Origin of the sequence: Streptomyces sp. NPDC047971, assembly GCF_040653355.1 — a bacterium.
Lineage (GTDB): Bacteria > Actinomycetota > Actinomycetes > Streptomycetales > Streptomycetaceae > Streptomyces.
This window is the reverse complement of record NZ_JBEZNW010000002.1, coordinates 298,434-319,641: the sequence shown is the minus strand read 5'-3', so window position 1 is coordinate 319,641 and position 21,208 is coordinate 298,434. Positions and strand designations below refer to the sequence as shown.

At 73.0% G+C, this 21,208-nt stretch carries 13 protein-coding genes; 4 read left to right on the top strand and 9 right to left on the bottom strand.

The window, feature by feature from the left end; genetic code table 11:
- Positions 1–91 precede the first annotated feature (91 nt).
- From AB0D99_RS03950 to AB0D99_RS03940, 3 genes are all read left to right on the top strand, one after another.
- Complete coding sequence (locus tag AB0D99_RS03950) at positions 92–1,120, top strand: LacI family DNA-binding transcriptional regulator (protein WP_362356581.1); 1,029 nt, start codon at positions 92–94, stop codon at positions 1,118–1,120.
- A gap of 133 nt (positions 1,121–1,253) precedes the next feature.
- Positions 1,254–5,810 carry an aminotransferase class I/II-fold pyridoxal phosphate-dependent enzyme gene (locus AB0D99_RS03945; RefSeq protein WP_362356579.1) on the top strand — a complete coding sequence of 1,519 codons (4,557 nt, stop codon included), beginning with the start codon at positions 1,254–1,256 and terminating at the stop codon, positions 5,808–5,810.
- Complete coding sequence (locus tag AB0D99_RS03940; RefSeq protein ID WP_362356577.1) at positions 5,807–6,565, top strand: class I SAM-dependent methyltransferase; 759 nt, start codon at positions 5,807–5,809, stop codon at positions 6,563–6,565. The genes AB0D99_RS03945 and AB0D99_RS03940 overlap by 4 nt, the downstream gene beginning before the upstream one ends.
- Before the next feature lie 17 nt (positions 6,566–6,582).
- On the opposite strand, the gene AB0D99_RS03935 is transcribed toward AB0D99_RS03940, so the two are convergent.
- The 9 genes from AB0D99_RS03935 to AB0D99_RS03895 all read right to left on the bottom strand — a co-directional run bounded on the left by AB0D99_RS03935 (position 6,583) and on the right by AB0D99_RS03895 (position 19,202).
- Positions 6,583–7,890 (bottom strand): beta-galactosidase, encoded by a 1,308-nt coding sequence (locus tag AB0D99_RS03935; RefSeq protein ID WP_362356575.1) that lies wholly within the window; start codon positions 7,888–7,890, stop codon positions 6,583–6,585.
- A complete protein-coding gene (locus AB0D99_RS03930; RefSeq protein WP_362356573.1) occupies positions 7,887–8,984 on the bottom strand; it encodes a glycosyltransferase family 4 protein in 1,098 nt (365 codons plus the stop codon). The genes AB0D99_RS03935 and AB0D99_RS03930 overlap by 4 nt, the downstream gene beginning before the upstream one ends.
- Positions 8,981–10,570 carry a phospholipid carrier-dependent glycosyltransferase gene (locus tag AB0D99_RS03925; protein ID WP_362356571.1) on the bottom strand — a complete coding sequence of 530 codons (1,590 nt, stop codon included), beginning with the start codon at positions 10,568–10,570 and terminating at the stop codon, positions 8,981–8,983. Before AB0D99_RS03925 ends, AB0D99_RS03930 begins: the two co-directional genes overlap by 4 nt.
- On the bottom strand, positions 10,567–11,391 hold the full coding sequence (locus AB0D99_RS03920) for a PIG-L family deacetylase (protein ID WP_362356569.1): 825 nt from the start codon (positions 11,389–11,391) through the stop codon (positions 10,567–10,569). The genes AB0D99_RS03925 and AB0D99_RS03920 overlap by 4 nt, the downstream gene beginning before the upstream one ends.
- Entirely contained in the window at positions 11,373–13,163 is a 1,791-nt protein-coding gene (locus AB0D99_RS03915; RefSeq protein WP_362356567.1) for a glycosyltransferase family 4 protein, read from the bottom strand. Before AB0D99_RS03915 ends, AB0D99_RS03920 begins: the two co-directional genes overlap by 19 nt.
- Positions 13,160–15,658 carry a lipopolysaccharide biosynthesis protein gene (locus tag AB0D99_RS03910; protein WP_362356565.1) on the bottom strand — a complete coding sequence of 833 codons (2,499 nt, stop codon included), beginning with the start codon at positions 15,656–15,658 and terminating at the stop codon, positions 13,160–13,162. The genes AB0D99_RS03915 and AB0D99_RS03910 overlap by 4 nt, the downstream gene beginning before the upstream one ends.
- A complete protein-coding gene (locus tag AB0D99_RS03905) occupies positions 15,655–17,196 on the bottom strand; it encodes a glycosyltransferase family 4 protein (RefSeq protein WP_362356563.1) in 1,542 nt (513 codons plus the stop codon). The genes AB0D99_RS03910 and AB0D99_RS03905 overlap by 4 nt, the downstream gene beginning before the upstream one ends.
- A gap of 5 nt (positions 17,197–17,201) precedes the next feature.
- Complete coding sequence (locus AB0D99_RS03900) at positions 17,202–17,951, bottom strand: glycosyltransferase (RefSeq protein WP_362356673.1); 750 nt, start codon at positions 17,949–17,951, stop codon at positions 17,202–17,204.
- Positions 17,952–18,464: 513 nt separating this feature from the next.
- Positions 18,465–19,202, bottom strand: coding sequence for a glycosyltransferase (locus tag AB0D99_RS03895; protein ID WP_362356561.1), 738 nt, complete (start codon positions 19,200–19,202; stop codon positions 18,465–18,467).
- A gap of 177 nt (positions 19,203–19,379) precedes the next feature.
- Here AB0D99_RS03895 and AB0D99_RS03890 point away from each other — a divergent pair, with 177 nt between their 5' ends.
- The gene (locus tag AB0D99_RS03890) at positions 19,380–21,203 is read left to right on the top strand and encodes a glycoside hydrolase family 15 protein (RefSeq protein ID WP_362356559.1); all 1,824 of its coding nucleotides are present in this window, start codon (positions 19,380–19,382) and stop codon (positions 21,201–21,203) included.
- Positions 21,204–21,208 lie beyond the last annotated feature (5 nt).

Sequence of the window (21,208 nt, the reverse complement as noted above, 5' to 3'; positions counted from 1 at the left end):
GGGTGGGTCGGGATCCGTTACGCGGAGGATGGGAGCGCTCCCACTCTTGATAGGGTCACGGGAACGCAGGGGACACGAGGGGAGACGGCAGATGGTGGTGAGCGGGCGCCAGACCGGCAGGCCCACCCTGGAGGAGGTCGCGGCGAGGGCGGGTGTCGGCCGTGGCACGGTCTCGCGCGTGATCAACGGCTCCCCGCGGGTGAGCGAGCACGCCAAGGCCGCCGTCGACCGGGCCGTCGCCGAGCTCGGATACGTACCCAACCGCGCCGCTCGGGCGCTGGCCGGCAGCCGTACCGACGCCGTGGCGCTGGTGATCCCCGAGACGGAGGCCAGGCTCTTCGCCGAGCCGTACTTCCTCGACATCATCCGCGGGGTCAGCGCCGAACTCGCCGACGCCGACAAGCAGCTGCTGCTCACCCTCATCCGCAGCGACAAGGAGCGCCAGCGCTTCGAGCAGTACCTCGCCGCCCAGCGCGTGGACGGCGTGCTGCTGGTGTCCGTCCACGCCGACGACCCGCTGCCCGACCAGGTGCGGGCCCTCGGTCTGCCGGCGGTGCTGAACGGCCGCCGCAGCGAGGCCGAGCCGGTGGCGTACGTCGACTCCGACAACGTCGGCGCCGGGCGTTCCGCCGTCGCCCATCTCGCCGCCGGGGGCCGCCGCCGCATCGCGACGATCACGGGCCCGCTCGACATGTACGTGGCCCGGTGCCGTCTCGACGGATACCGCCGGGGACTCGCGGAGGCCGGACTCGCCGACGACGACTCCCTCGTGGCCACCGGCGACTTCACCGAGGACGGCGGTCGGCGCGCCATGAGCGAGCTCCTGGAGCGCAGCCCCGGACTCGACGCCGTCTTCGCCGCCTCCGACGTCATGGCGGCCGGGGCCCGCGCGGTCCTGCGCGCGGCGGGACGCCGGGTGCCGAGCGACGTGGCCCTGGTCGGCGTCGACGACTCGCCGGTGGCCCGCCACATGGACCCGCCGCTGACCAGCGTGCGCCAGCCCATCGAGGAGATGGGGCGCACGATGGCCCGGCTGCTCCTGCAGGAGATCGCGGGGGCGTCGGAGGAGCGGCACCACCGGGTGCTGCCGACGGAGCTGGTCGTCCGCGACTCGTCCTGACCCCGCGAGTCCGCAGGTCGGGACGGCCCCGGTCCGTTTCGAGATGCATCGGCCGGGCGATCTGCGGACAATTGACACCACCAAGGGGTCCGTTCCGCAACCGGGCGCCGACCGGGCAAGGGGGCGCTCCGCCATGCCGCTGCAACAACCGAACCACGCGCTCGTGTGGACCGGGACGCTGCGGCGCTGGGTCGTCGTCTACGTGCTCGCCGTGGCGGTGCTCGCCGTGGCCTATCTCAACGTGCCCTCCCGGCACACCCTGCTCTGGGCGCTGATCGGGCTCAGCGGCGTCGCCGCGATCCTCACCGGAGTCCATCTGCACAAGCCGGCCAAGCGCTGGCCCTGGCTCGTGCTGGCGGGCGCCAACTTCGCCTTCGTGGCGGGGGACACGGCGTACAACCTGCTGGAGGCCCTGTTCGGGCAGACCAACCCCTTCCCCTCCGTCGCCGACGCCCTGTACCTCGTCACGTACCCCCTGTTCGCCATCGGCCTCTACGGGTTCATCCGCTACCGCGCCGCCGGACGCGACCTCGGCGTCGCGCTCGACGCCCTCATCCTCACCTCCGGGCTCGCCCTGCTCTCCTGGGTGAACCTGATCACCCCGCTCGCCACGTCGCCGGACATGACGTGGATCGAGAAGGCGATCTCGATCGCCTATCCGCTCGGCGACGTCCTGATGCTCGCGATGCTCGTCCGCCTGCTGTTCCCCGGCGGACTGAAGTCCCGGGCCGTGCAGCTCCTCACGGTGGGGACCTGCGGGATCCTGGCGTCCGACGTCATCTACGGAACGCTCCAGCTGCAGGGGACCTGGCGCGTCGGCACCGGCTGGGACCTCGGGTGGGTCATCTTCTTCACGGCCTGGGGCCTCGCGGCGCTGCACCCCTCGATGACCGGGCTGACCGAACGCGCCCCCCAGCCCGCGTCCGGCCTCGCCGAACGGCGCCTCGCCCTGCTCGCCGCGGCCTCGCTCATCGCCCCCGGCCTGCTGCTCTACCAGTCGCTGCGCCACGGCCGCGAACAGGACATCGCCGTCATCGCGGTCTTCTCCGCGATCATGTTCCTGCTGGTGCTCGCGCGCCTGTGGGGCATGATGGCCGAACACCGCAACGCCGAGGCCCGCGAGCGCAGTCTGCGCGTCGCCGCCGCCTCGCTGGTGGCGTCGCTGAGCCCCAGGGAGGTCGCCAGCGCCGTCGAGGTGGCCGCGGCCACGCTCGTCGGACCGGGCACGCCGCACAAGACGATGCTGCTGGCCCGCGACCGCCGCCGCTTCCTGTACGCCGTACCGACGGGGCACCTGCCCTGGAACTTCCGCGGCACCGAGCTGTCCGGGCCGGGGGAGACCCCGTGGCCCGAACTGCTCGCCCAGGGCGGCCGCATGGTGCCCACCGACCGCCTCGACCCCACGGTCGCGCACGCCCTGGGCCCCTTGTCCCATGCCCTGCTCTGCCCCCTGGCGCTGCAGGCGCCCGCCGCGGGCGAATCGCTCCTCGGCGTCCTGCTGCTCGCGGGCCCCGAGAAGAAGCTCCGCGCGATATCCGGGCCCGCGCAGTCCCTGGCGTCCCAGGCCGCCCTCGCCCTGGAGCGCTTCGGGCTCAGCGAGGAGGTCAACCGGCGCACCAGCGAGGCGTACTTCCGCACCCTCGTGCACAACACCTCGGACGTCATCCTCATCGTCGACGACGACGACACCGTGCGGTACGCCAGCCCCTCGGCCGAGTCGATGTTCGGCCACTCGCTGCTGCCCGGCACCCCGCTCGTCGACATCCTGGCGCCGGGCGACGCCGCGAGCGCCCTGCGCATCCTGGCCGGTGTCCGTTCCAGCAACGACACCGACGCCAGGGCCGACTGGAAACTGATGCGCGGCGACGCCACCGACCTGCACGTCGAGGTCCGGTGCAGCAACCTCCGCAAGGAACAGACCGTCCACGGCCTCGTCCTCACCCTGCGGGACGTGACCGAGCAGCGGAAGCTGGAGCGCGAGCTCACGCACCGGGCCTTCCACGACTCGCTCACGGGGCTGCCGAACCGCGTCCTGCTGCTGGAACGGATCGAGCGCGCCCTGCTGCGAGGCCGCCGGGAGTCCACCCTGACCTGCATGCTCTTCGTCGACCTCGACGACTTCAAGGTCGTCAACGACACCATGGGGCACTCCGTCGGCGACGAACTGCTCGTCGCCGTCGCCCGCCGGCTCACCTCCGTGCTGCGGCTGAGCGACACCGCCGCCCGGCTGGGCGGGGACGAGTTCGCCGTGCTGATCGAGGGAGCGAAGGAACCCGGCGACGCGGAGGCCCTCGCCGCCCACATCGTGCACACCCTCAGCCAGCCCTTCCACCTCACCGACGGAGCCGTCTCCGTGTCGACCAGCGTCGGGGTCGCCACCGTCCTGGACAGCGCCCACGCCGAGGAGCTGCTCGGCCATGCCGACCTCGCCCTCTACGCGGCCAAGGCGGCGGGCAAGAAGCGCTGGCGGCGGTTCCGTCCCGAGCTGCACTCCCGGCTCGTCTCCCGGCACGAACTCCAGGCGGGCATGGACACGGCCATCGCCGACCACGCCTTCGCCCTGCGGTACCAGCCGATCGTCGAGGTCGCCGACGGCAGCGTCGCGGGCTTCGAGGCCCTGATCCGCTGGCCGCACGCGCGGCGGGGCATGGTCCCGCCCGACCAGTTCATCACCCTGGCCGAGGAGAGCGGGCACATCATGCCGCTCGGCGCCTGGGTGCTCGAACACGCCGCCCTCGACGTCGCCCGCTGGCAGCGGGCCCGCCGGGGCGGCCAGCAGCCCCTGTACGCCAACGTCAACGTGTCCCCGCGCCAGTTCCGCGACCCGGGCTTCCTCGACGAGGTGCGTCGCACGCTCGCCTCCTCCGGGCTCGTGCCCGGCTCCCTGGTGCTCGAACTGACCGAGACCGTCCTGATGCGCAAGGACGAGAAGATCCGCGACACCATGCGCGCCCTGCGGGACCTCGGGGTGTCCCTCGCCATCGACGACTTCGGCACCGGTTTCTCCTCGCTCAGCTATCTGCGCGAGTTCCCCATCGACGTCCTGAAGGTCGACAAGTCCTTCATCGACGACATCACCACCGACCGCCAGCAGGTGGCCCTCGTCGAGGGCATCGTGCGCATCGCGGACGTCCTGGGGCTGCGGGTGGTCGCCGAGGGCATCGAGAACGAGGGCCAGCGCGAACTCCTCGCCGACATGGGCTGCCAGTTCGGGCAGGGATTCCTGTTCGCCCGGCCGATGACCGCGCACCAGGCCGAGTCCTTCCTGCGCCGCGCCCAGGCCACGGCCACCCGGGACCGGCCGGAGGAGACCGGGACGGGGACCCCCGGCGGCCGGCTGCCCGCCCGCCCGGGAGCCCGGACGGCGGCCCGGCAGACGGCGGCCCGGCAGGCGGAGGGCAGCCGAAGGGGCGGGGCCGTCCAGCGCGACCCGCGCTGGCGGGACCTGGAACGGCTGAAGCGGACCAGCCAGATGTGCGACGCGGTCATCGACCAGATCGACGGGCGCAAGCTCCGCGTCGACGACCAGTGGCTCGTCGACTTCGCCTCCTGCAACTACCTCGGCTTCGACCTCGAACCGGAGATCATGGCCGCCATCGAGCCGCACGTCAGGTACTGGGGAACCCATCCCAGCTGGTCGCGGCTGATCGGGAGCCCCCGCCTCTACCCCCGGATCGAGGAACGGCTCACCGAGCTCCTCGGCGCCCCCGACACCCTGCTGCTGCCGACCATCACCCTGATCCACCAGTCGGTGATCCCGCTCCTCGCGGGCACCGGCCGGGTCTTCGTCGAGGCGACGGCCCACCGCACCGTCTACGACGGAGCGGTCGTGGCCCGTGGCCAGGGTGCGACGGTCAAGCGCTTCCACGCCGACAGGCCCTGGGACCTGGACATGCAACTGCGGGCCGTACCCGGCGACGTGAGCCGTCTGGTCTGCATGGACGGCGTCAACAGCATGACCGGCAACTTCCCGGACCTGCGGGAGATCGCCAGGATCTGCCGCGAGAACAGCGCGCTGCTGTACGTGGACGACGCCCACGGCTTCGGAGTGATCGGCGAACGCGGCCCCGGTGAGACCTCCCCCTGGGGTTCCCGGGGCAACTGCATCGTCCGTCATCTCGGCGAGTCCTACGACAACCTGGTCCTCGTCGGCGGGTTCTCCAAGGCGTACTCCTCCCTGCTCGCCTTCCTCGCCGTGCCCAAGTGGCTGAAGGACCACCTCAAGGTCGCGGCGGCGCCGTACCTGTACTCCGGTCCCTCCCCGACGGCCTCGCTCGCCACCGCGCTCGCCGGCCTCGACGTCAACGCGGAGCGCGGCGACGAGATCCGCGCCGACCTCCACCGCAAGACGGACCGGGTCCTGCGCCACGTGCGCGGGATGGACATCGCCACCCCCAACACCGACGGACTCCCGATCATCGAGATCCCCCTCGCCGAGGAGGGGGACCTCGAAGGCGTCGCCTCGTTCCTGTGGGCCCGGGGCATCTACGTCACGCTGGCGAGCTACCCCCTCGTTCCGCGCGACCGGGTGGGCTTCCGCATCCAGGTCACCGCCGCCAACACCGACGAGGAGATCGACCAGCTCAACTCGGTCCTGACCGAGCTGTCCCACCGCTTCGCGCTGCAGCGGACCGGGGAGCCGCACGACGGGGGCGTCGCGGTCGGACGTCCGTCGCCGGACGCACGATGACCCGGGGACGGCCCGGAGGGGTACGGCACAACCGGGACGCGGACTGGGACGCCTGGCCGGTCGCCGACTACCTCGCGGAGAACTACCGGGAGCTGCACCCCGTCGACATCGGCGTGATCCGCCACCACTCCGCGTTCTACCGGCGGTTCGCGCCCGGCAGTCTCGCGCGCTCCCTGGAGTTCGGCGCCGGGCCCAACCTGTACCCGCTCATGCTGGCCGCCGCCGCCAGCCGGCAGATCGACGCGCTCGAACCCAGCTCCGCCAACGTCGACTATCTCCGCGACCAGCTGGCCCGGGGGCCGGACGACAGCTGGGACGCCTTCCACGCCCTGTGCCGCCGCCTCGACCCCGCCCTCCCCGGCACACCCGCCGAGGCCCTGGCGAGGGTGCGGATCGTGCCCGGCGACGCCGACGACGTCCTCGCGGGGTCCTACGACCTCGCCTCCATGAACTTCGTCGCCGAGAGCGTCACCGAGGACTTCACCGAGGCCGCCGCGTTGTGCGCCGCCTTCGTCCGCTCCGTGCGTCCGGGAGGGCACCTCGTCGCCTCCTTCATGGAACGGATGCCGACGTACCGCATCGGCACCGGACCCGCCTGGCCGGCCTGCCCGATGGACGCGGACGTCCTCCGCTCCGTCTTCGCCCCGCTGACGGACTCGCTGCGGATCGACCGGGTCGCGAAGGACCGCACGCTTCCCGAGTACGGCGACACCGGGGTGCTCCTGCTGACGGCCCGGCGGCCCGAGGGGGCATGACCGCCGGGCCGGGCGACTCAGCCGAGCCGCCGGATGACGGCCGCGTACTCCGCGAGGGAGGAGCCGGGCGTTCCGTCGTAGAGGTCACGGTCGAAGGCCCACATGATCCCCTCAAGGCCGCAGGACGTCATCTGACGGGCGGCCGCGTCCATGACCCCCGGGTGGTAAGGGGCCACCTGCGGCCCCGCGCTCTCCCCCGAGACGTGCGCGAAGCCGTTGGCGCGGGCGACGGCGACGACCCAGCGGGCCGATGACCAGCCGCCCACCGTCCGCTCGTCCGCCGTCCGGACGTCCACGGCCGCGTCGTCCGGCCGGCAGCCGTTGTCGCGCGGCCGGCCCGTGCCGTCCACCAGCGCCGTCGTCACGATGCGCACGTTGCCCTGCCCGTGGATCAGTCCGAGCGTCTCGAAGAACGCCACGCCCCGGCCGACGAGCCGCCCCGGGTCCTTCCCGTCGAGCCGGTCGGCGACCGCCGCGTCGTAGACCCACGGAGGGAATCCGGCCCCCGGGACCAGCACCTTCAGCGGGCCCTCGTGGCCCAGTTCGGTGTACATCCCGATCTGCCAGTTCACCGCGTCGGCCAGGGCACCGAGGTACCAGGCGTACCAGAGCCGCACCTGCCGTTCGGTGAACGGCTGCCCCCGGTACGTCTCGTCCCCCGGCCGCCACTCGGGGAAGGGGTTCTGCGGGACGGTCGTGGGGCGGTCGGAGTCGGACGCGGTGGACTGGGCGTTGTCGTCGTACGCCCAGTACTCGGCCTGCGCCCGTTCGGTGGAGACCGGCGCGGGGTAGCTGTACTCCCCGGTCTCGCCGACCCCGATCCGCAGCGCCCAGACGTTCTCCAGACCGATCCGTTCCGTCACCCGCGTCGCGTACTGCTCGGCCTCGAACCGGACGGTCTCGCTGAAGACGATGTTCGCCGTCCGGGGGGACCGCTCGCCGAACTGGTTGACGTAGACCGCCCAGGGATAGGTCCTCGCCAGCCACTCCGGCGGCTGGTGGAGCCCGAGGCCCAGCTCGACCCGCAGCCCCGCGTCGTGGAAGACGCGCACACGCTCCTTGATCCGTTCCGCGTATGCGTCGTCGAAGATGTCCTTCTCCGGCTCGAAGTCCCCCCAGTCGATGTCGAGATGCGCGACCCGGACCCCGTGCTCGTACTCCGTCACGGCGTGCTCCGGCGCTGTCTGCAGCGTGCCGAACCAGTACGCGTCCTTCCCGCTCTCGCCCGCCGGGTCCTGCCGCCCCAGGAGTCCCACCGTCGCCAGCACCATGAGCAGGGCGGCGAGCACCCCGGCCACCGTGTGACGTCGCGTGGGCCGCCTCATGCCAGCAACTCCCGGTACAGCGCCCCGTACCGGGCGGCGAACCGCTCGGGTCCGAAGCGCTCCTCGACGGCCGCCCTGCCGCGCTCCGCCAGCATGTCCCACACCCGGGGCTGGTCGAGCAGCCAGGCGAGCTGCTGGCCCGTCCGGCGCCCGTCACCGGCGGGCGCGCGCAGTACGGCGTCGCCGAAGTCGGCGAACTGGGGGAGGTCGCTGAGGATCACCGGACGCCCGGTGGCCAGCGCCTGGAGCACGGTGAGCGGGATGTCCGCCGTGCCGCCGATCGCCGGCGGCGGGAAGAGCAGCACATGGGCGGAGGCCAGCAGCGCGTTCATGTCGTCCACATAACCGTGGACCTCCACGTCCCTCAGCCCGGCGGCACCGGCCCTCTCCCGAAGTTCCTCCTCCAGGGTGCGCGTGTGCTGACCCGGACGCCCCCGCATGGCCAGCACAAGCCGGAACTCCGCTCCCGCGCGCACCGCTTCGGCAGCGGCCTCGATCGCCGTCACGGCCCCTCCCTGGGGGTCGTGATGTCCGGAGAAGAGGACCAGGGGCAGCCCCGGGGGGCGCGGCAGGCACGGCCACACCTCCAGCGGGATCATCGGCGGGATCACCCGTACGTCACCGAAGTTCGCCGCATGCAGGCGGCGGGCCATGGACTCCGACAGGGCCACGGTCGTCCCCAGCGGTCGGCTGCGTGCCAGCAGCCGGGCGTCCATGACCCCGGGCACGGTGTGGACGACCGGCCGCGCCCCGAGCAGCACCGGTCGCAGCCAGGAGAACGCGGGGTAGGTCCGCCCGATGGTCAGGAAGGCGTGGACCAGGTCGGCGTGGCGCGCCGCGAAGGCCCCGGCGAGCGCCGCCTGCACCCGCACCGAGGCGTGGGGCGCGCCGTCCCTTGACCAGAGCGGGATCGCCCGGCCGGCGGAGGCGACGGGGAGGCCGCGCCGCCCGGGCCGCTGCGAGAACCAGAGGAAGTCCACCTGGGGCAGGGCCCCGAGGACCTCCCTGGCCAGCTGCACGTCCGACCCGTCCGCGCCGTCCAGCGGGCTGCTGGTCAGGAGCAGGACGCGCGGCGGCCGCGGGCCGACGGTCATGGTCCGCCCCCCGGGCCGGCCGCCGGACCCGTCACGTCCGGCAGGGGGATCCGGTAGAGCGCGAGCGTGCCGTACATCTCCCCGTCGAAGGAGAAGAGGAGCTCGCCGCGTTCGGTGAGCCGCCGGACCTCGGCGAGGCTGGATGCGCCGTAGCCCTGCTGGATGACCTTCCAGGGGACGACGAGGTACTGCACGCCCTGCGCCAGCCGGTCGTCGTCGGTCACCCAGTGGCCCGTCCGGTAGCGGTCCTGGAGCGCGTAGTGGGTGACGCCGAGGCTGGTGCCGCCGTCGACGGTGGAGATGGGGGTTCCCTGCGGGAGGTGCTGGGTCACGTACGAGCGCAGTCGTACGAAGCCGTCGTCGGCCTCCCCGCGCTCCTTGGCGTAAACGGCCGCCGGCACCAGGACGACGCAGGCGAGCGCCACCGCGGAGAGCCCGGCGACGGTCCGGGTACGGCCCGGACTCCGCCGGGGCAGCGGCATCGTGACCGCGAGCGCCACCAGGGTGGGCACGAACAGCAGGTACAGCGCCTGCTCCTCCAGCGTCCCCACCGTGACCGCGTAGAGCAGGGTGACGATCGCCGAGGCGTGGAAGAGCGCCAGCAGCCGGTGGACGGGGTCCTTGCGCCGCAGCAGCAGCACGAGAGCCACCGGGGCGAGGAGGAGCAGCACGTAACTGATGGTGTAGTCGGGGAGCTGGGCCGTCAGCCGGCCGGCCAGCGAGGGTGACCCCGGCGCGTTGAACCCGGTCTCCTGCACGATGCCCAGCAGCCGCTGCACCCCCATCGTCTTGGCGTACCAGAAGTCGTCGAAGTGGCCGAAGCCCCGCACGAAGGTCACGTACACGGTGTAGGGCACCACGGCCGTGGCGATGGTGAGGGCCAGCAGCCTGCGCGGCGGGCCCCAGTTGAGGGCCACGGCGGCCAGCAGCGGCAGCAGGGTGATCAGCGCGGAGTGGTCCTTGGTCAGAATCGCCATGCCGAAGAGGAACCCGGCGAGCACCGCCCGTCCGCGCGCCCTGCGCGGGTCCCCCCGGGCCGGCGGGACGAGCACCAGATAGCCGGCCAGGACCCAGACCATCGTCTCGGTCTCCAGGAGCGCCCGGTTGTTCTGCCGGATGCAGTACTGGTCGAAGGCGAAGACGAGACCCGCGAGCACGCCGGCGGTACGCGACCTGACGCGGGCGACGAGCAGGACGAGCAGCGCCGCGGTGGCTCCCGCGAGCAGCGCGTTGAGCACCCGGACGGCGTGCACCTCCGCGAGCGCGTCGCCGTCGAAGCCGATCAGCCCCAGCCAGGCGGCCTGGAGGTAGAAGAACCCGGGCGGATGCAGGAAGAACAGCCCTTCGTCCGTCCGGGGGAAGCCGCCCTCACCCGCGCTCCTGCCCAGTTCCGTGTAGATCAGCTCGTCCACGAAGATGTCCCCGGAGCGGTCGACGGCGATCAGGCGCAGCGCGATCGTGACCACCGCGGCGAGGGCGGCCAGCGCGGCGGTCGGCACCGGGCGCCGCAGTCGGAGTCGGCCGTCCGGCGGCCGCTCCGGCTCGGGGGACGGAACCGGCGGCGCGGCTGTCCGGGTGGAGCTCATGGGACGCCTCCGCCCGGCGGTGCCGAGGCGGCGGCGATGTCGCTCGCCAGCAGATAGACCTCGGGCACGAGCGGGATGCCGCCCTGCGGGAACAGCGCTTCCGCCTGGGTGCGATAGCCCCGGATCAGCTCCTGCTTGTCGGTGAGACCGTCCTCCCAGGAGCAGCTGACGAACGCGTGGCGCCCGGTGAAGGCGGGGTCGGCGTCATGGTCGCGGTTGTAGGGGAAGTCGCTGTAGTACGCGACCCGGCACCCGCTCGACTCCGCCGCCGTGCGGACGAGGACGTGGTCGGCGTGGCCACCGACGCCGAGCGGAGCGAGGACGAGGCCGCGGCGCGCGGGCATCAGCGCGCGGACGGCGGCGGTGACGGTCCGGAGCGTCGCGCCGTCGCGGCGGGAGACCCGGCCGCGGGAGAGGTGCAGCCGGTACGTGGGGTAGACGTGGTCCAGCTCCGGAAGCCGCCGCGCGGGCCCGGTCGTGCGGGGCGGCCGGCCGTCGCGGCGCCGGAAGAGCCCGTCCACCAGACCGAAGTGACGCCAGGTCACGCCCATCCGTTCCAGCACGGCGCGATCCTCCTCGCGCCGGGACGCGTACAGCTCCTCGGCGTCCGTGGCCCCGGTCTGCCGCAGGTACTGGCGGCCGGACAGGGTGTGCGGAGGCGGCCCCGCCTCGGTGAAGAACGAGACGACGGTCACCGGCGCCCGCCGCCGGGCACAGAGCATCAGCGCACCGCACGACAGCACCGCGTCGTCCAGATGGGGGGAGAGCACGAGCAGCGGAACACTGACCTCCAGGGCGGCGCTCAGCGGGTCGTCGGCCATGGCGCTCGCCTCCTCTCCTTCCTCGGCCGCCTCCCGGCGGGAGTGTCCATGAGGCGGCGGGTCAGCAGCAGATAGCGGCCCGTCATCTCGTCCCACGTGTAGCGCTGGGCCGACCGGCCCGCCTGCTGCCCCAGCACGCGGCGCGCCCGCTCGTCGGTGGCGAGCAGCCGCATCCGCTCGCCCAGCGCGGCCACGTCGAACGGCGGTACGGCGACGTCGCCGCCGTCGCTCATCCACCGGAGCGCGGGCAGGTCGAAGTGCAGGATCGGCTTCCCGTACGACATGCCCTCCAGCGCGACGAGCCCGAAGGTCTCGTGGCGCGAGGGCATGACCAGGAAGGCGCTGTCGCGCAGCAGGTCCCGCTTGAGCGCCTCCCCGGCGAACCCCACCCAGCGGACGCTGCCCGGGTGCGTGGAGAGCAGCGCCGCCAGCTTGCGTTCCTCGGCCTGCGTGCCGCTCCCGGCGAGCAGCAGCGGCATCGGCGGCCGGGCCCGGGCGTAGGCGTCGAGCAACAGGTCGATCCCCTTGATCCAGGTGTCGATCCGCCCGAGGAACAGGATGTAGTCGCCCTCTCCGAGCCGGGCGTCGTCGATCTGGCGCTGCTCCACACCGTTGGCGATCACCTGGATGTCGGCCCGGGGACTGAGCCGTTTGACGGCGGAGGCGTCGGCCTCGTTCAGCGTCACGATGTGCCGGTAGCAGCGCAGCCCGAGGCGCTCCACCAGGAAGAACGGGATGTGGTAGCGGCGCCACAATGCCTCGGCGCTGCGGCCCTGGTCGATGCCGACGACCGGCGCGCGGGTGAAGAGCGGCAGGAAGCTCGTCGAGAAGGGCGGGGTGAAGTTCTCCAGCCACGCGTCGTGCGGAAGCCTGCGCGCCAGCAGGGGGAGCAGGGTCAGGAAGAGCAGCTGCCCCGCGCGGGGACCCGCCCAGCGGACGGGGAGGTACCGGTAGCGGATGCCGTCGCGTTCGCGCGTGGCCGCGCGCGACCCGGCCGTCACCACCGTCACGTCGAAGTCGTCGGAGAGTCTGCGGGCCACCTTCTCGACCACCAGCGCTCCGCCGCCCCGGTAGTCGGGGTTGCCCGCGTCGTCGTAGATCGAGACGACGATCCGCTTGCGCCGGGAGGGGAGACCGGCCCGCTCGGTCCCCGCGCTGTCGAACACCCGCTCCAGGGCCTCCGCCGCCACCAGCGACGGGGCGCGACCGCCGTCGAGCCGGACCACGCCGGGCATCCGCGACGCCCAGGCGCGGTAGCGGGCCCACCGGATCTCCGGCTGCGCGGTGGCCTGTTCGAAGGTCCCGCGCCGCGGTGTGGCGGGAGCGTTCTCCACCAGCAGCGTCAGGTCGTAGCGGCCGGCGGCCCGGACGAAGAGCCGTGCGGCCGGGCCCCCGGGCGGGAGGCCGAACGTCACCGGACCGTCCAGCGGCCCCCGGTCCGTCAGCACGATCGACGGCCGGCCCCACAACCGGCGCCGCAGTGTTCCTGTCCGTACGGACAACTCGACGGCCTCCAGCAGCGCGTGGGCGCGGCGCGCCCGCGGTCCACCGCGCACGGGACCGTCGGGGCGCCGCACCGTCGTCTCCTCCGTGTCCCTCACCCGCGGAGGAGCGATGAGCCGACGGCAGAGGAAGCAGCCGTGGCCGCGCGTGGTGGCGACGGTGAGACCGCGTTCCCGCAGCAGCCCGGCGACGCGTCTGACCAGCGCCGGCCCGGCGGTGCCGTCGGGCCCGGACACGGCCACCATGAGGGGACCTCGCACCGTGCTCATGAGGGGCGCCCCCGTACGCTCCTGGTCACGACGAGCGGCACCCGGAGCGCCATCTCGCGGACCGCCGCACCCGCCCGTCCGTGGACCAGCAGGTGTCCGGCATGCGCCGCGCCCGCACACACGGTCGTGCCGACCGGCAGCGGCGACGGAAGCCGGACCGGTTCGCCGCGGTCGAGCCTCGCCATCGTGTCGTTCGCGACGGCCAGGGTCCGGTCGGCGCCGGAGGACCAGCCCTCCCGGGCGGTCTGGGCACGCGCCTCGGCCACGACCTCAGGCGCCAGCAGCTCGCGCAGGGCGAGCAGTTCCGACAGATCGAGCGACAGGTTCCGGAAGAGCCCGTCGGCCAGCCAGATCCTCAGCCGGTCTGCGGGGCAGGGCACGAACCAGGCCCGGCCGTCGCGGTCGGGGACGGCGTGCGCGAAGAGCCGCTCCGTGTCCATCACCGGAACACCGAACCAGCACACCCCGGTGCGCAGATGGGCCGCGGGACCCTCGGCCGGCTCCAGCAGAACCGTGCCGGACCGCTCGGGCCAGTACGTCGACCGCCGTACGCACCAGCCGTCGAGGGCGGCCTCCGCCGCCTTCCATCGGTCCGGGGGGACGACCAGATCGAAGTCCCCGTGCACGTGGTCGCCGGACAGGTCGGCCTTGATGAGCACCGAGGGGATGCCCGCCGCGCCCAGCCGGTCCGTCGACTCGACGAGGTTGTGCCGGAAGAGCCGGGTCGCGTCGCTGACCTCGTCGAGCGTCGAGCCCAGCCGACGGGGGTACGCCCGCGAGAGCCGGCCCTCGACCTGGTTGAGCCGCGCGAGGTCCAGCGCCGCCCGCAGTTCCTCGTCGGACGCGGGCGGCGGGTCGTCCCGCCAGACGGCGTCGACGAGGATCCGGACGGGGCGCCGGTCGATTTCGGTGTCCTGGTGCGGGCCGTCGCCGTCCGGCCCCGGATCTCCGTCGGCCCGGGGCGCGTGCCACGCGAGGTGGGCGGCCCGGCGGTACGGAACCCGGTCCGGCACACCGGGTTCCGTCCCTTCCGGCCCGGTCCCGTCGGGCCCGCTCGCGCCGGGCTCCTGAGGGACGGGCGCGCCGCGGCGGGCGAAGAACCGCCACAGCGCCACTGTGGTCGTCACGGTGGCGACGAGCAGCCACGCCACCGCATGGGGTCGCAGAGCCAGCAGTACTCCGGCGAGGACGAGGGGCGGGGCCAGCCGCGCGAGCGGCGCGGCGCCCCGCCGGCCACCGCCGTGCGCATGGAGGCCGTGGCGGCGTGCCTCGCGGAGGAGCAGCACGCCCAGCGCGACCACCGTCCCGCACATCCCGCCGAGCGCCATCCCGAGCACACCGCCGACGGCCCAGCCGGTCGTCAGCCCGGTGACGTAACAGACCAGGCCCACGAGCAGCGGCCGCAGCACCGCGTAGTCGTTCACCGCCTGCGCGAAGGTCACCAGCAGACTCAGCGCGCCCAGCGCGAGACCGGCGACCGCCGTGCACGCCATGAGCGTGCTCATCTTCGTGTAGTCGTCGGGGAAGACCGTGTTGAGCACCGCGCCCGGAGCCGTGGCGGCGACCACGGTCAGCGGCAGGGCCACGGTGAGGTACATGCCCATGGCGCGTGCGGCGAGCGGAGTGCCCGCCCGGCGCCGGGAGAGGGCGGGCAGGAAGGCGATGGAGACGGCCGCGGCCAGGAACAGCGGCACCCGGCCCAGCATCACGCTGGCCTGGTAGCTCGCGGCGTCGGACCGGACGGTGGGCAGCATGGCCACCATCACCACGTCCAGGGCGGCCAGCACGGCGATGACGCCTTGCAGGGAGGCGACACCGACGGCCCGCCGCCACAGGTCCCGGTTGGCGGTGGCGGCCCGCCACGGGCGCCGCCGCGTGCTCCGGAACCGCCGCGGCCGGAAGACGACGAACGGCACCACGGCGATGCCGAAGGCCGCCAGCGCGCCGGTCTCGCCCAGACCGAGCGCCGACACGAAGAAGAGACCGATGAGGAGCTTCAGGCCGGCTTCCACGACGGTGAGGGCGGCGAGTGTCCGCAGCCGCTCGGTGCCCTGGAGCCAGCCGACGCAGACCCTGGTCACATAGATGAGCAGGGTGCTGACGCCGATCACCAAGGTGGTCCCGAACCCGGCGAACTCCGTGGCCACGGCGCCCACCACGGCCGCGGCGACGATGCCGCCCGCGACGCCCGTCACGACCGCGAACCGGACCGCCTCGCCGCGCTCGGCGTCCGAACGGGCCCGCGCGAGCGCCTGCGCCAGCATCCAGGGCACGGTCACGACGGCGATGGCCGCCGTGCACACGATCAGCCCCTGGCCGGCCGCGAAGGTGGCGTAGGCGCCGACGTCGAGGAGACGCGTGAGCGCCAGCGCGTACACGTAGTTCAGCGCGCCGACCGTCACCGCCGCGGTGGCGATCCAGCGTGCCCCGTGCACCGCCGTGACCTCGTCGGGGAGCACGGGTGCCTGGGTGGCCACGGGACCGGCGGTCGTCATGGCCGGGGACCTTCCTCGAACTCCGCCGCGATCCGGCCGGTGCCGGACGACGCGGTCCCGCGCCGGGTGGGGTCCGCGCCGGTCCCGCGCGCGGTGGGTCCGGTCGTGGGTGCCGGGGCGAATCCGTCCATGGGCGCCGCCGCGCCGACGAGTACGTCGCGTCCGGCGGCGAGCGTGAGGGTGGCCTCGCGCACGTCGAGCCGGCGCAGGGCCTCCAGCGCCTGCACCTCGTCGCACCCGTGCAGCAGCAGCCGGAAGGTGTCACCGTCCCGGTTCCAGTCGTCGGTCTCGCGGAGCGTCCGCCGCACCGCCCGCTCGGTCGCGTCGCCGTCGTCCGCCGTGAAGCGGGTCACGACCGACAGGTCGCTGGACCCGCGCCGCGAGCGGCGGTGCCGGTGGATGCGCTGGAGGTCCTCCAGGACGACCTGGGCGAGGCGTTCGGCGCTGTCGTCCCAGGAGAACGCGGCGGCCCAGGAGCGGCAGCGTTCGGCCATCAGGGCGCGTGACTCCGGCTGCGCCAGCTCCGCGAGGGCGTCGCCGATTCCGTCGGCCAGGTCGTGGTCCTGCGGCAGTAGCCAGCCGTTGACCCCGGGCTGTACGGCGTCGCGGAGCCCGGGCACGTCGTAGGCCAGCGCCGGCGTCCCGGCGGCGTTCGCCTCGATCACGGTGAGCCCCCAGCCCTCGGCGACGGACGGCACGACCGTCAGCCAGGCGCGGTGGAAGAGCTCCCGCTTGCGTTGCTCGGTGACGCGGCCGTGGAAGACGATCGCGGACGCGACGCCGAGTTCCGCGGCGAGCCTGCGCAGCCGGTCCAGTTCGGGACCGTCGCCGCAGACGTCGACGCGGAGGGCGGGCGTGCGCCGCAGCAGCGCGGGCACCGCCCGGACCAGCAGGTCCACCCGCTTCTGCGGCATCAGCCGGCTGACGACGGTGATCGTGGGCCTCCGGCTGCGCGATCCGTCGGAGGCGGCGGCTGCCGCGCGGGGACTGCCGTTCGGCACGATGTGGATCGGATTGCCGAAGCCGAGTTCGCGCCGGGCGCCTTCCCGGGTGGAGGGCGAGACGACGACCACCGGGCGGCCGCGGTAGACCAGGCGGCTGATCTGCTTCTCCAGGACGCGCCCCACGGCGTTGAGCGGCCAGTGGAAGCGCAGGTCGAACTGGTGCTGGTGGATGTGGTGGATGACGCAGATGTCCGAGGTCCAGCGCGGGGTGAACAGCGGTGAGAAGAACGGGATCCCGTTCTGGAAGTCGACGACCGCGTCGTACCCGTGGCGGTGTCGCAGCAGATGGGCGGCCGCCGCCCCGTACACGCCGAAGGTCCCGCCGCCCCGCACGATCCGGATGCCCTCGCGGAACTCCCGCGCCCGCGCGCCCGGATACCGCGCGGAGACGAGCGTGACATGCGCTCCGGCGGCGGAGAACCGTCGGGCGATCTCCCAGCAGTAGGCTTCGGCGCCGCCGGCGTCGGGGTGCGAGGGATCGCGCCAGTTCAGGAAGGCGATGTCGGTACGGGCGAGTCGGTCGAGTGCGTTCATCGCGATCACCGGGCCAGGGAGAGCCGCAGCAGGTCGGCCATCGAGCGCAGTCCGTCGCGCCGGGCCGAGAAGGTCGATCCGGGAACGTCCGACCAGTCCACCGGCACCTCCACGACGTCGTGACCGGCCCGGACCACATGGGCGAGCAGCTCCACGTCGAAGGCGAACCCGTCGATGCGGCAGTCGCGGGCGATCTCACGGACCAGCGGGCCGGAGAAGAACTTGAATCCGCACTGGGTGTCCGCGACCCCGGGCACGGTCAGATGCGCGAGGGTGCGGAAGAGCAGGCCGCCCCCGCGCCGCAGGGCCGACTGCTCCACCTCCAGGTGGGCGCCCGCCGTGTGCCGGGAGGCGATCACGGCGCCGTGTCCCGCGCGGAGCAGCTCCATGACCCGGTCGAGGGTGTCGATGGGGGTCGCGTTGTCGGCGTCGGCGAAGCCGATGTAGCGGGCGGACGAGGTGACGATCCCGCGGCGCACCGCGGCGCCCTTGCCCTGGTCGCTGCAGCCGATCACATGGAGTCCCACGGGCGGGTCGGCGACCCGGGCGAGCGTGTCGAGGGTTCCGTCTACGCTGTTGTTGTCCACCACGACGACGGCGGACTTCCACGGCCGTGCGGCGAGGTAGTCCAGGGTCGAGTCGATCGTGGAGGGCAGCCGTCGCTGCTCGTTGAAGGCCGGGATGATCAGTTCGAGATCCACGGCCGGCCGGGTGAGCCAGCGGGGGAGCGGTTCGCGGGCGCGCACGGCGACCATCACGCCTCGCCTCCTTCGGGGGCGCGGCGCCGCGGGCGTCGCGGGGTGGTACGGCGGACCGGGACGTACCCGAAGGGCACGTCCGATCGCCCGTGGTCAGGGGGTTCCGCGGTTCCGGCAGCCCCGGCGGGTGGGCCCGATCCGTCCGATCCGCCGTCGCGCCGGGTGTGCGCGGCGCGGGCGCGGACCGAGCGGCTGCGGCGCCGCCGCGCGGTGGTGCGCGGCCTGCGGACGGCGACATGGCACGTCCTGACCGCGGGGAGGAGCCGGTCGGACGCCCGACGCGCGGGATGGGCGGTCGGGCGGCGGGGCACGACGCACGGACGACGGCGTCGGGACTCGGCGCTGGGCCAGTCGGTCACCCGTCGCAGTGGATGCGGAGCGGGTGCCGCCGGTGTTCGGCTGATGGGGAGTGAAGTCACGATGAGCTTCTTCCGGCAACCGACCCTGCCGAGGGCCTGTCATGCGTCTGAAATGCCTGACTTCAACCGTTAGCATCCGGTATCTGATTCGTCAAGCGCCACGGGCCTGTTCCGCGTGTTTCCCGGGGCGCGGGATCGGCGCCAGGCGGTGCAGCGCGTTGTGCGGGCGTTCGTCGAGGAGCCGGCCCAGGATGCGCGCGCCGTCGCGGACCGTGCGCGCGTGCGTCGGGCCGTGGTGGCGGGGCAGTTCGAGGCTGGGGACCTCGGCGATGCGCAGCCCGTAGTGCAGGGCGTGGGTGACCAGCTCGGGGCCGAGCTCGACCCCGTCCTCGCGCAGCTCCAGCAGCTCGACGAAGCCCCGGCGGAAGGCGCAGAAGCCGTACCAGAGGTCGGTCAGGTGCTGGCCGTACAGCTGCCTGGCGACGCGCAGCAGCGCGCTGTGTCCCAGCCGCCTGAGCAGCGGGTAGTCGGCGAAGTCGCCGCCGGCGATGAAGCGCGAACCCTTCACGAAGTCGTATCCGCTGTCCAGGTAGTGCAGGTAGTGCGGGATCTCCTTCGGGGACATGGTGCCGTCGGCGCCCATGAGCACGATGTGGTCGCCGGTGGCGGCGAGGAGTCCCGCGTGGGGGATGTCGCCGGCCGAGCGGTCCCACGGCCCCAGCCTGCGCACGGTCACGGAGTCATGGATCGTCGTACGCGTCTCGGTGCCGGTCTTCACGGCGCCGGACGCGCTGCCCACCAGGACGACTTCCCGCACTGCTGCCGGAATCTGTTCGAGCAGCCAGTCGGTGTCACGGTCTCCGGGACGGACCGGGACGACCACGCTCACCGCGCGGCCTCCGGCGTCCGGGAGACGGTCGGTCGACCGGCGCAGCGGATGCGGGCCTTTACCCATCGGTACGGCTTTCTGGAATCGGTCTCGTCCGGACCGCTCGTTATGCGGGCGAGTGGGAATTCATCGAACTCCATTCGCGCTACCCTCCCTCCACGGTATTACAATCCGTTCATGGCAGGGCGAATTGAGGACTACGCCCTCATCGGGGATCTGGAGACGGCAGCCCTCGTCGGGACCGACGGGGCCGTCGACTGGTGGTGCGCGCCGCGCTTCGACTCGCCCGCCTGTTTCGCCGCGATCCTGGGCGACGAATCCCACGGGCAGTGGAGTCTCGCGCCGGTGGGAAATCGCCCTTGCAGTCGCCGGAGTTACAAGAACGACTCACTGGTGCTGGAATCCGTCTGGGAATCCGTCACCGGAACCGTGCGCATCACGGACTTCATGCCACCCCGTCAGACGACCCCGCGCATCATCCGGTTGGTCGAGGGGGTGGCCGGACGGGTCGCTCTGCACGGGGAGTTGCGGCTGCGCTTCAACCACGGCAGCGTCGTCCCGTGGTCCCGCCCGGTGGACGGGCGTACGGTCGCCGTCGTGGCCGGCCCGGACGCGGCGTATCTGCGGTACGGCCCGGGTGTCGACGTCGACGTCACCGATGAATGCACCTCGGTCGACTTCTCGGTGACGGCCGGTCAGCGCGTCTCCTTCGTACTCGGCTGGAGCCCCTCCCATTCCGAGCCCGGCCCCGCACCCGACGTGGCGGCGGAACTGGCGCGGACGCTCGCCCACTGGGACGAATGGACGTCCCATCTCCGCTACGAAGGCCCGTATCGCGAAGCGGTCATCAGATCACTCGTCACCCTCAAGGCACTCACCTACGAACCGACCGGCGGAGTCGTCGCCGCGGCCACCGCGTCCCTTCCCGAATGCATCGGAGGGCAACGGAATTGGGACTACCGATTCTGCTGGCTCCGGGATTCCACCTTCACCCTCTCCGCGCTGCTGCGCAGCGGTTGTCACCGAGAGGCGCTCGCGTGGAAGGACTGGCTCGTCCGCGCCGTCGCCGGCGACCCGGCCGATCTGCAACCGCTCTACGGCGTCGCCGGACAGCGCAACCTCCCCGAGGTGCGCGCCGACTGGCTGCCCGGCTACGAGGGCTCCCGCCCGGTCCGCTTCGGCAACGCGGCCGTCGACCAGTTCCAACTGGACATCTACGGCGAGGTGTTGGGCACCATCTACTCGGCCGTCCGCGCCGGCGTCGACATCGACCCGCACGTCTGGAGCCTGATGGCCTCGCTCCTCGAATACGTGGAGAAGCGCCGGCAGGATCCCGACGAGGGCATCTGGGAGGTGCGCGGCCCGCGCCGCCACTTCGTCCACTCCAAGATCATGGCCTGGGTCGCGGCCGACCGGGCACTGCGGCTCGCCCGTGTCGCGGGGCAGCGCGGCTCCGTCCGGCGCTGGCAGGCCCTGCGCCGGGAGCTGCGGGACGAGGTCTGCGCCCGTGGCTGGAGCGAGGAGCAGCAGACGTTCGTGCAGTACTACGGAGCCCGCCGGATCGACGCCACCGCCCTGCTGATCCCCCGGCTCGGCTTCCTGCCCCCGACCGACCCGCGCGTCCTGAGCACCGTGCGGGCCATGGGGCGGCTCGACGACCGCGGATTCACGCGCCGGTACGCCGACGTGAACAACGGCGAGGTCCACGAGGTGGACGGTCTCGGCGGAGCCGAAGGGGCCTTCCTGGCCTGCACGTTCTGGTACGCCGACGCCCTGTCGATGACAGGGCGTCCGTCCGAGGCGCGGACGGTCTTCGAGCGGGTCCTGGACGTCCGCAACGACGTCGGGCTGCTCGCCGAGGAGTGGGACCCCCACACCCGCCGCCAGTTGGGCAACGTCCCCCAGGCGCTCAGCCATGTCGCCCTGGTCAACACGGCGTTCACCCTCTTCGGCACGCGCAAGCGCGACCGGTCACCGACGGGACACTCCGCCGCGGCATGACCCCG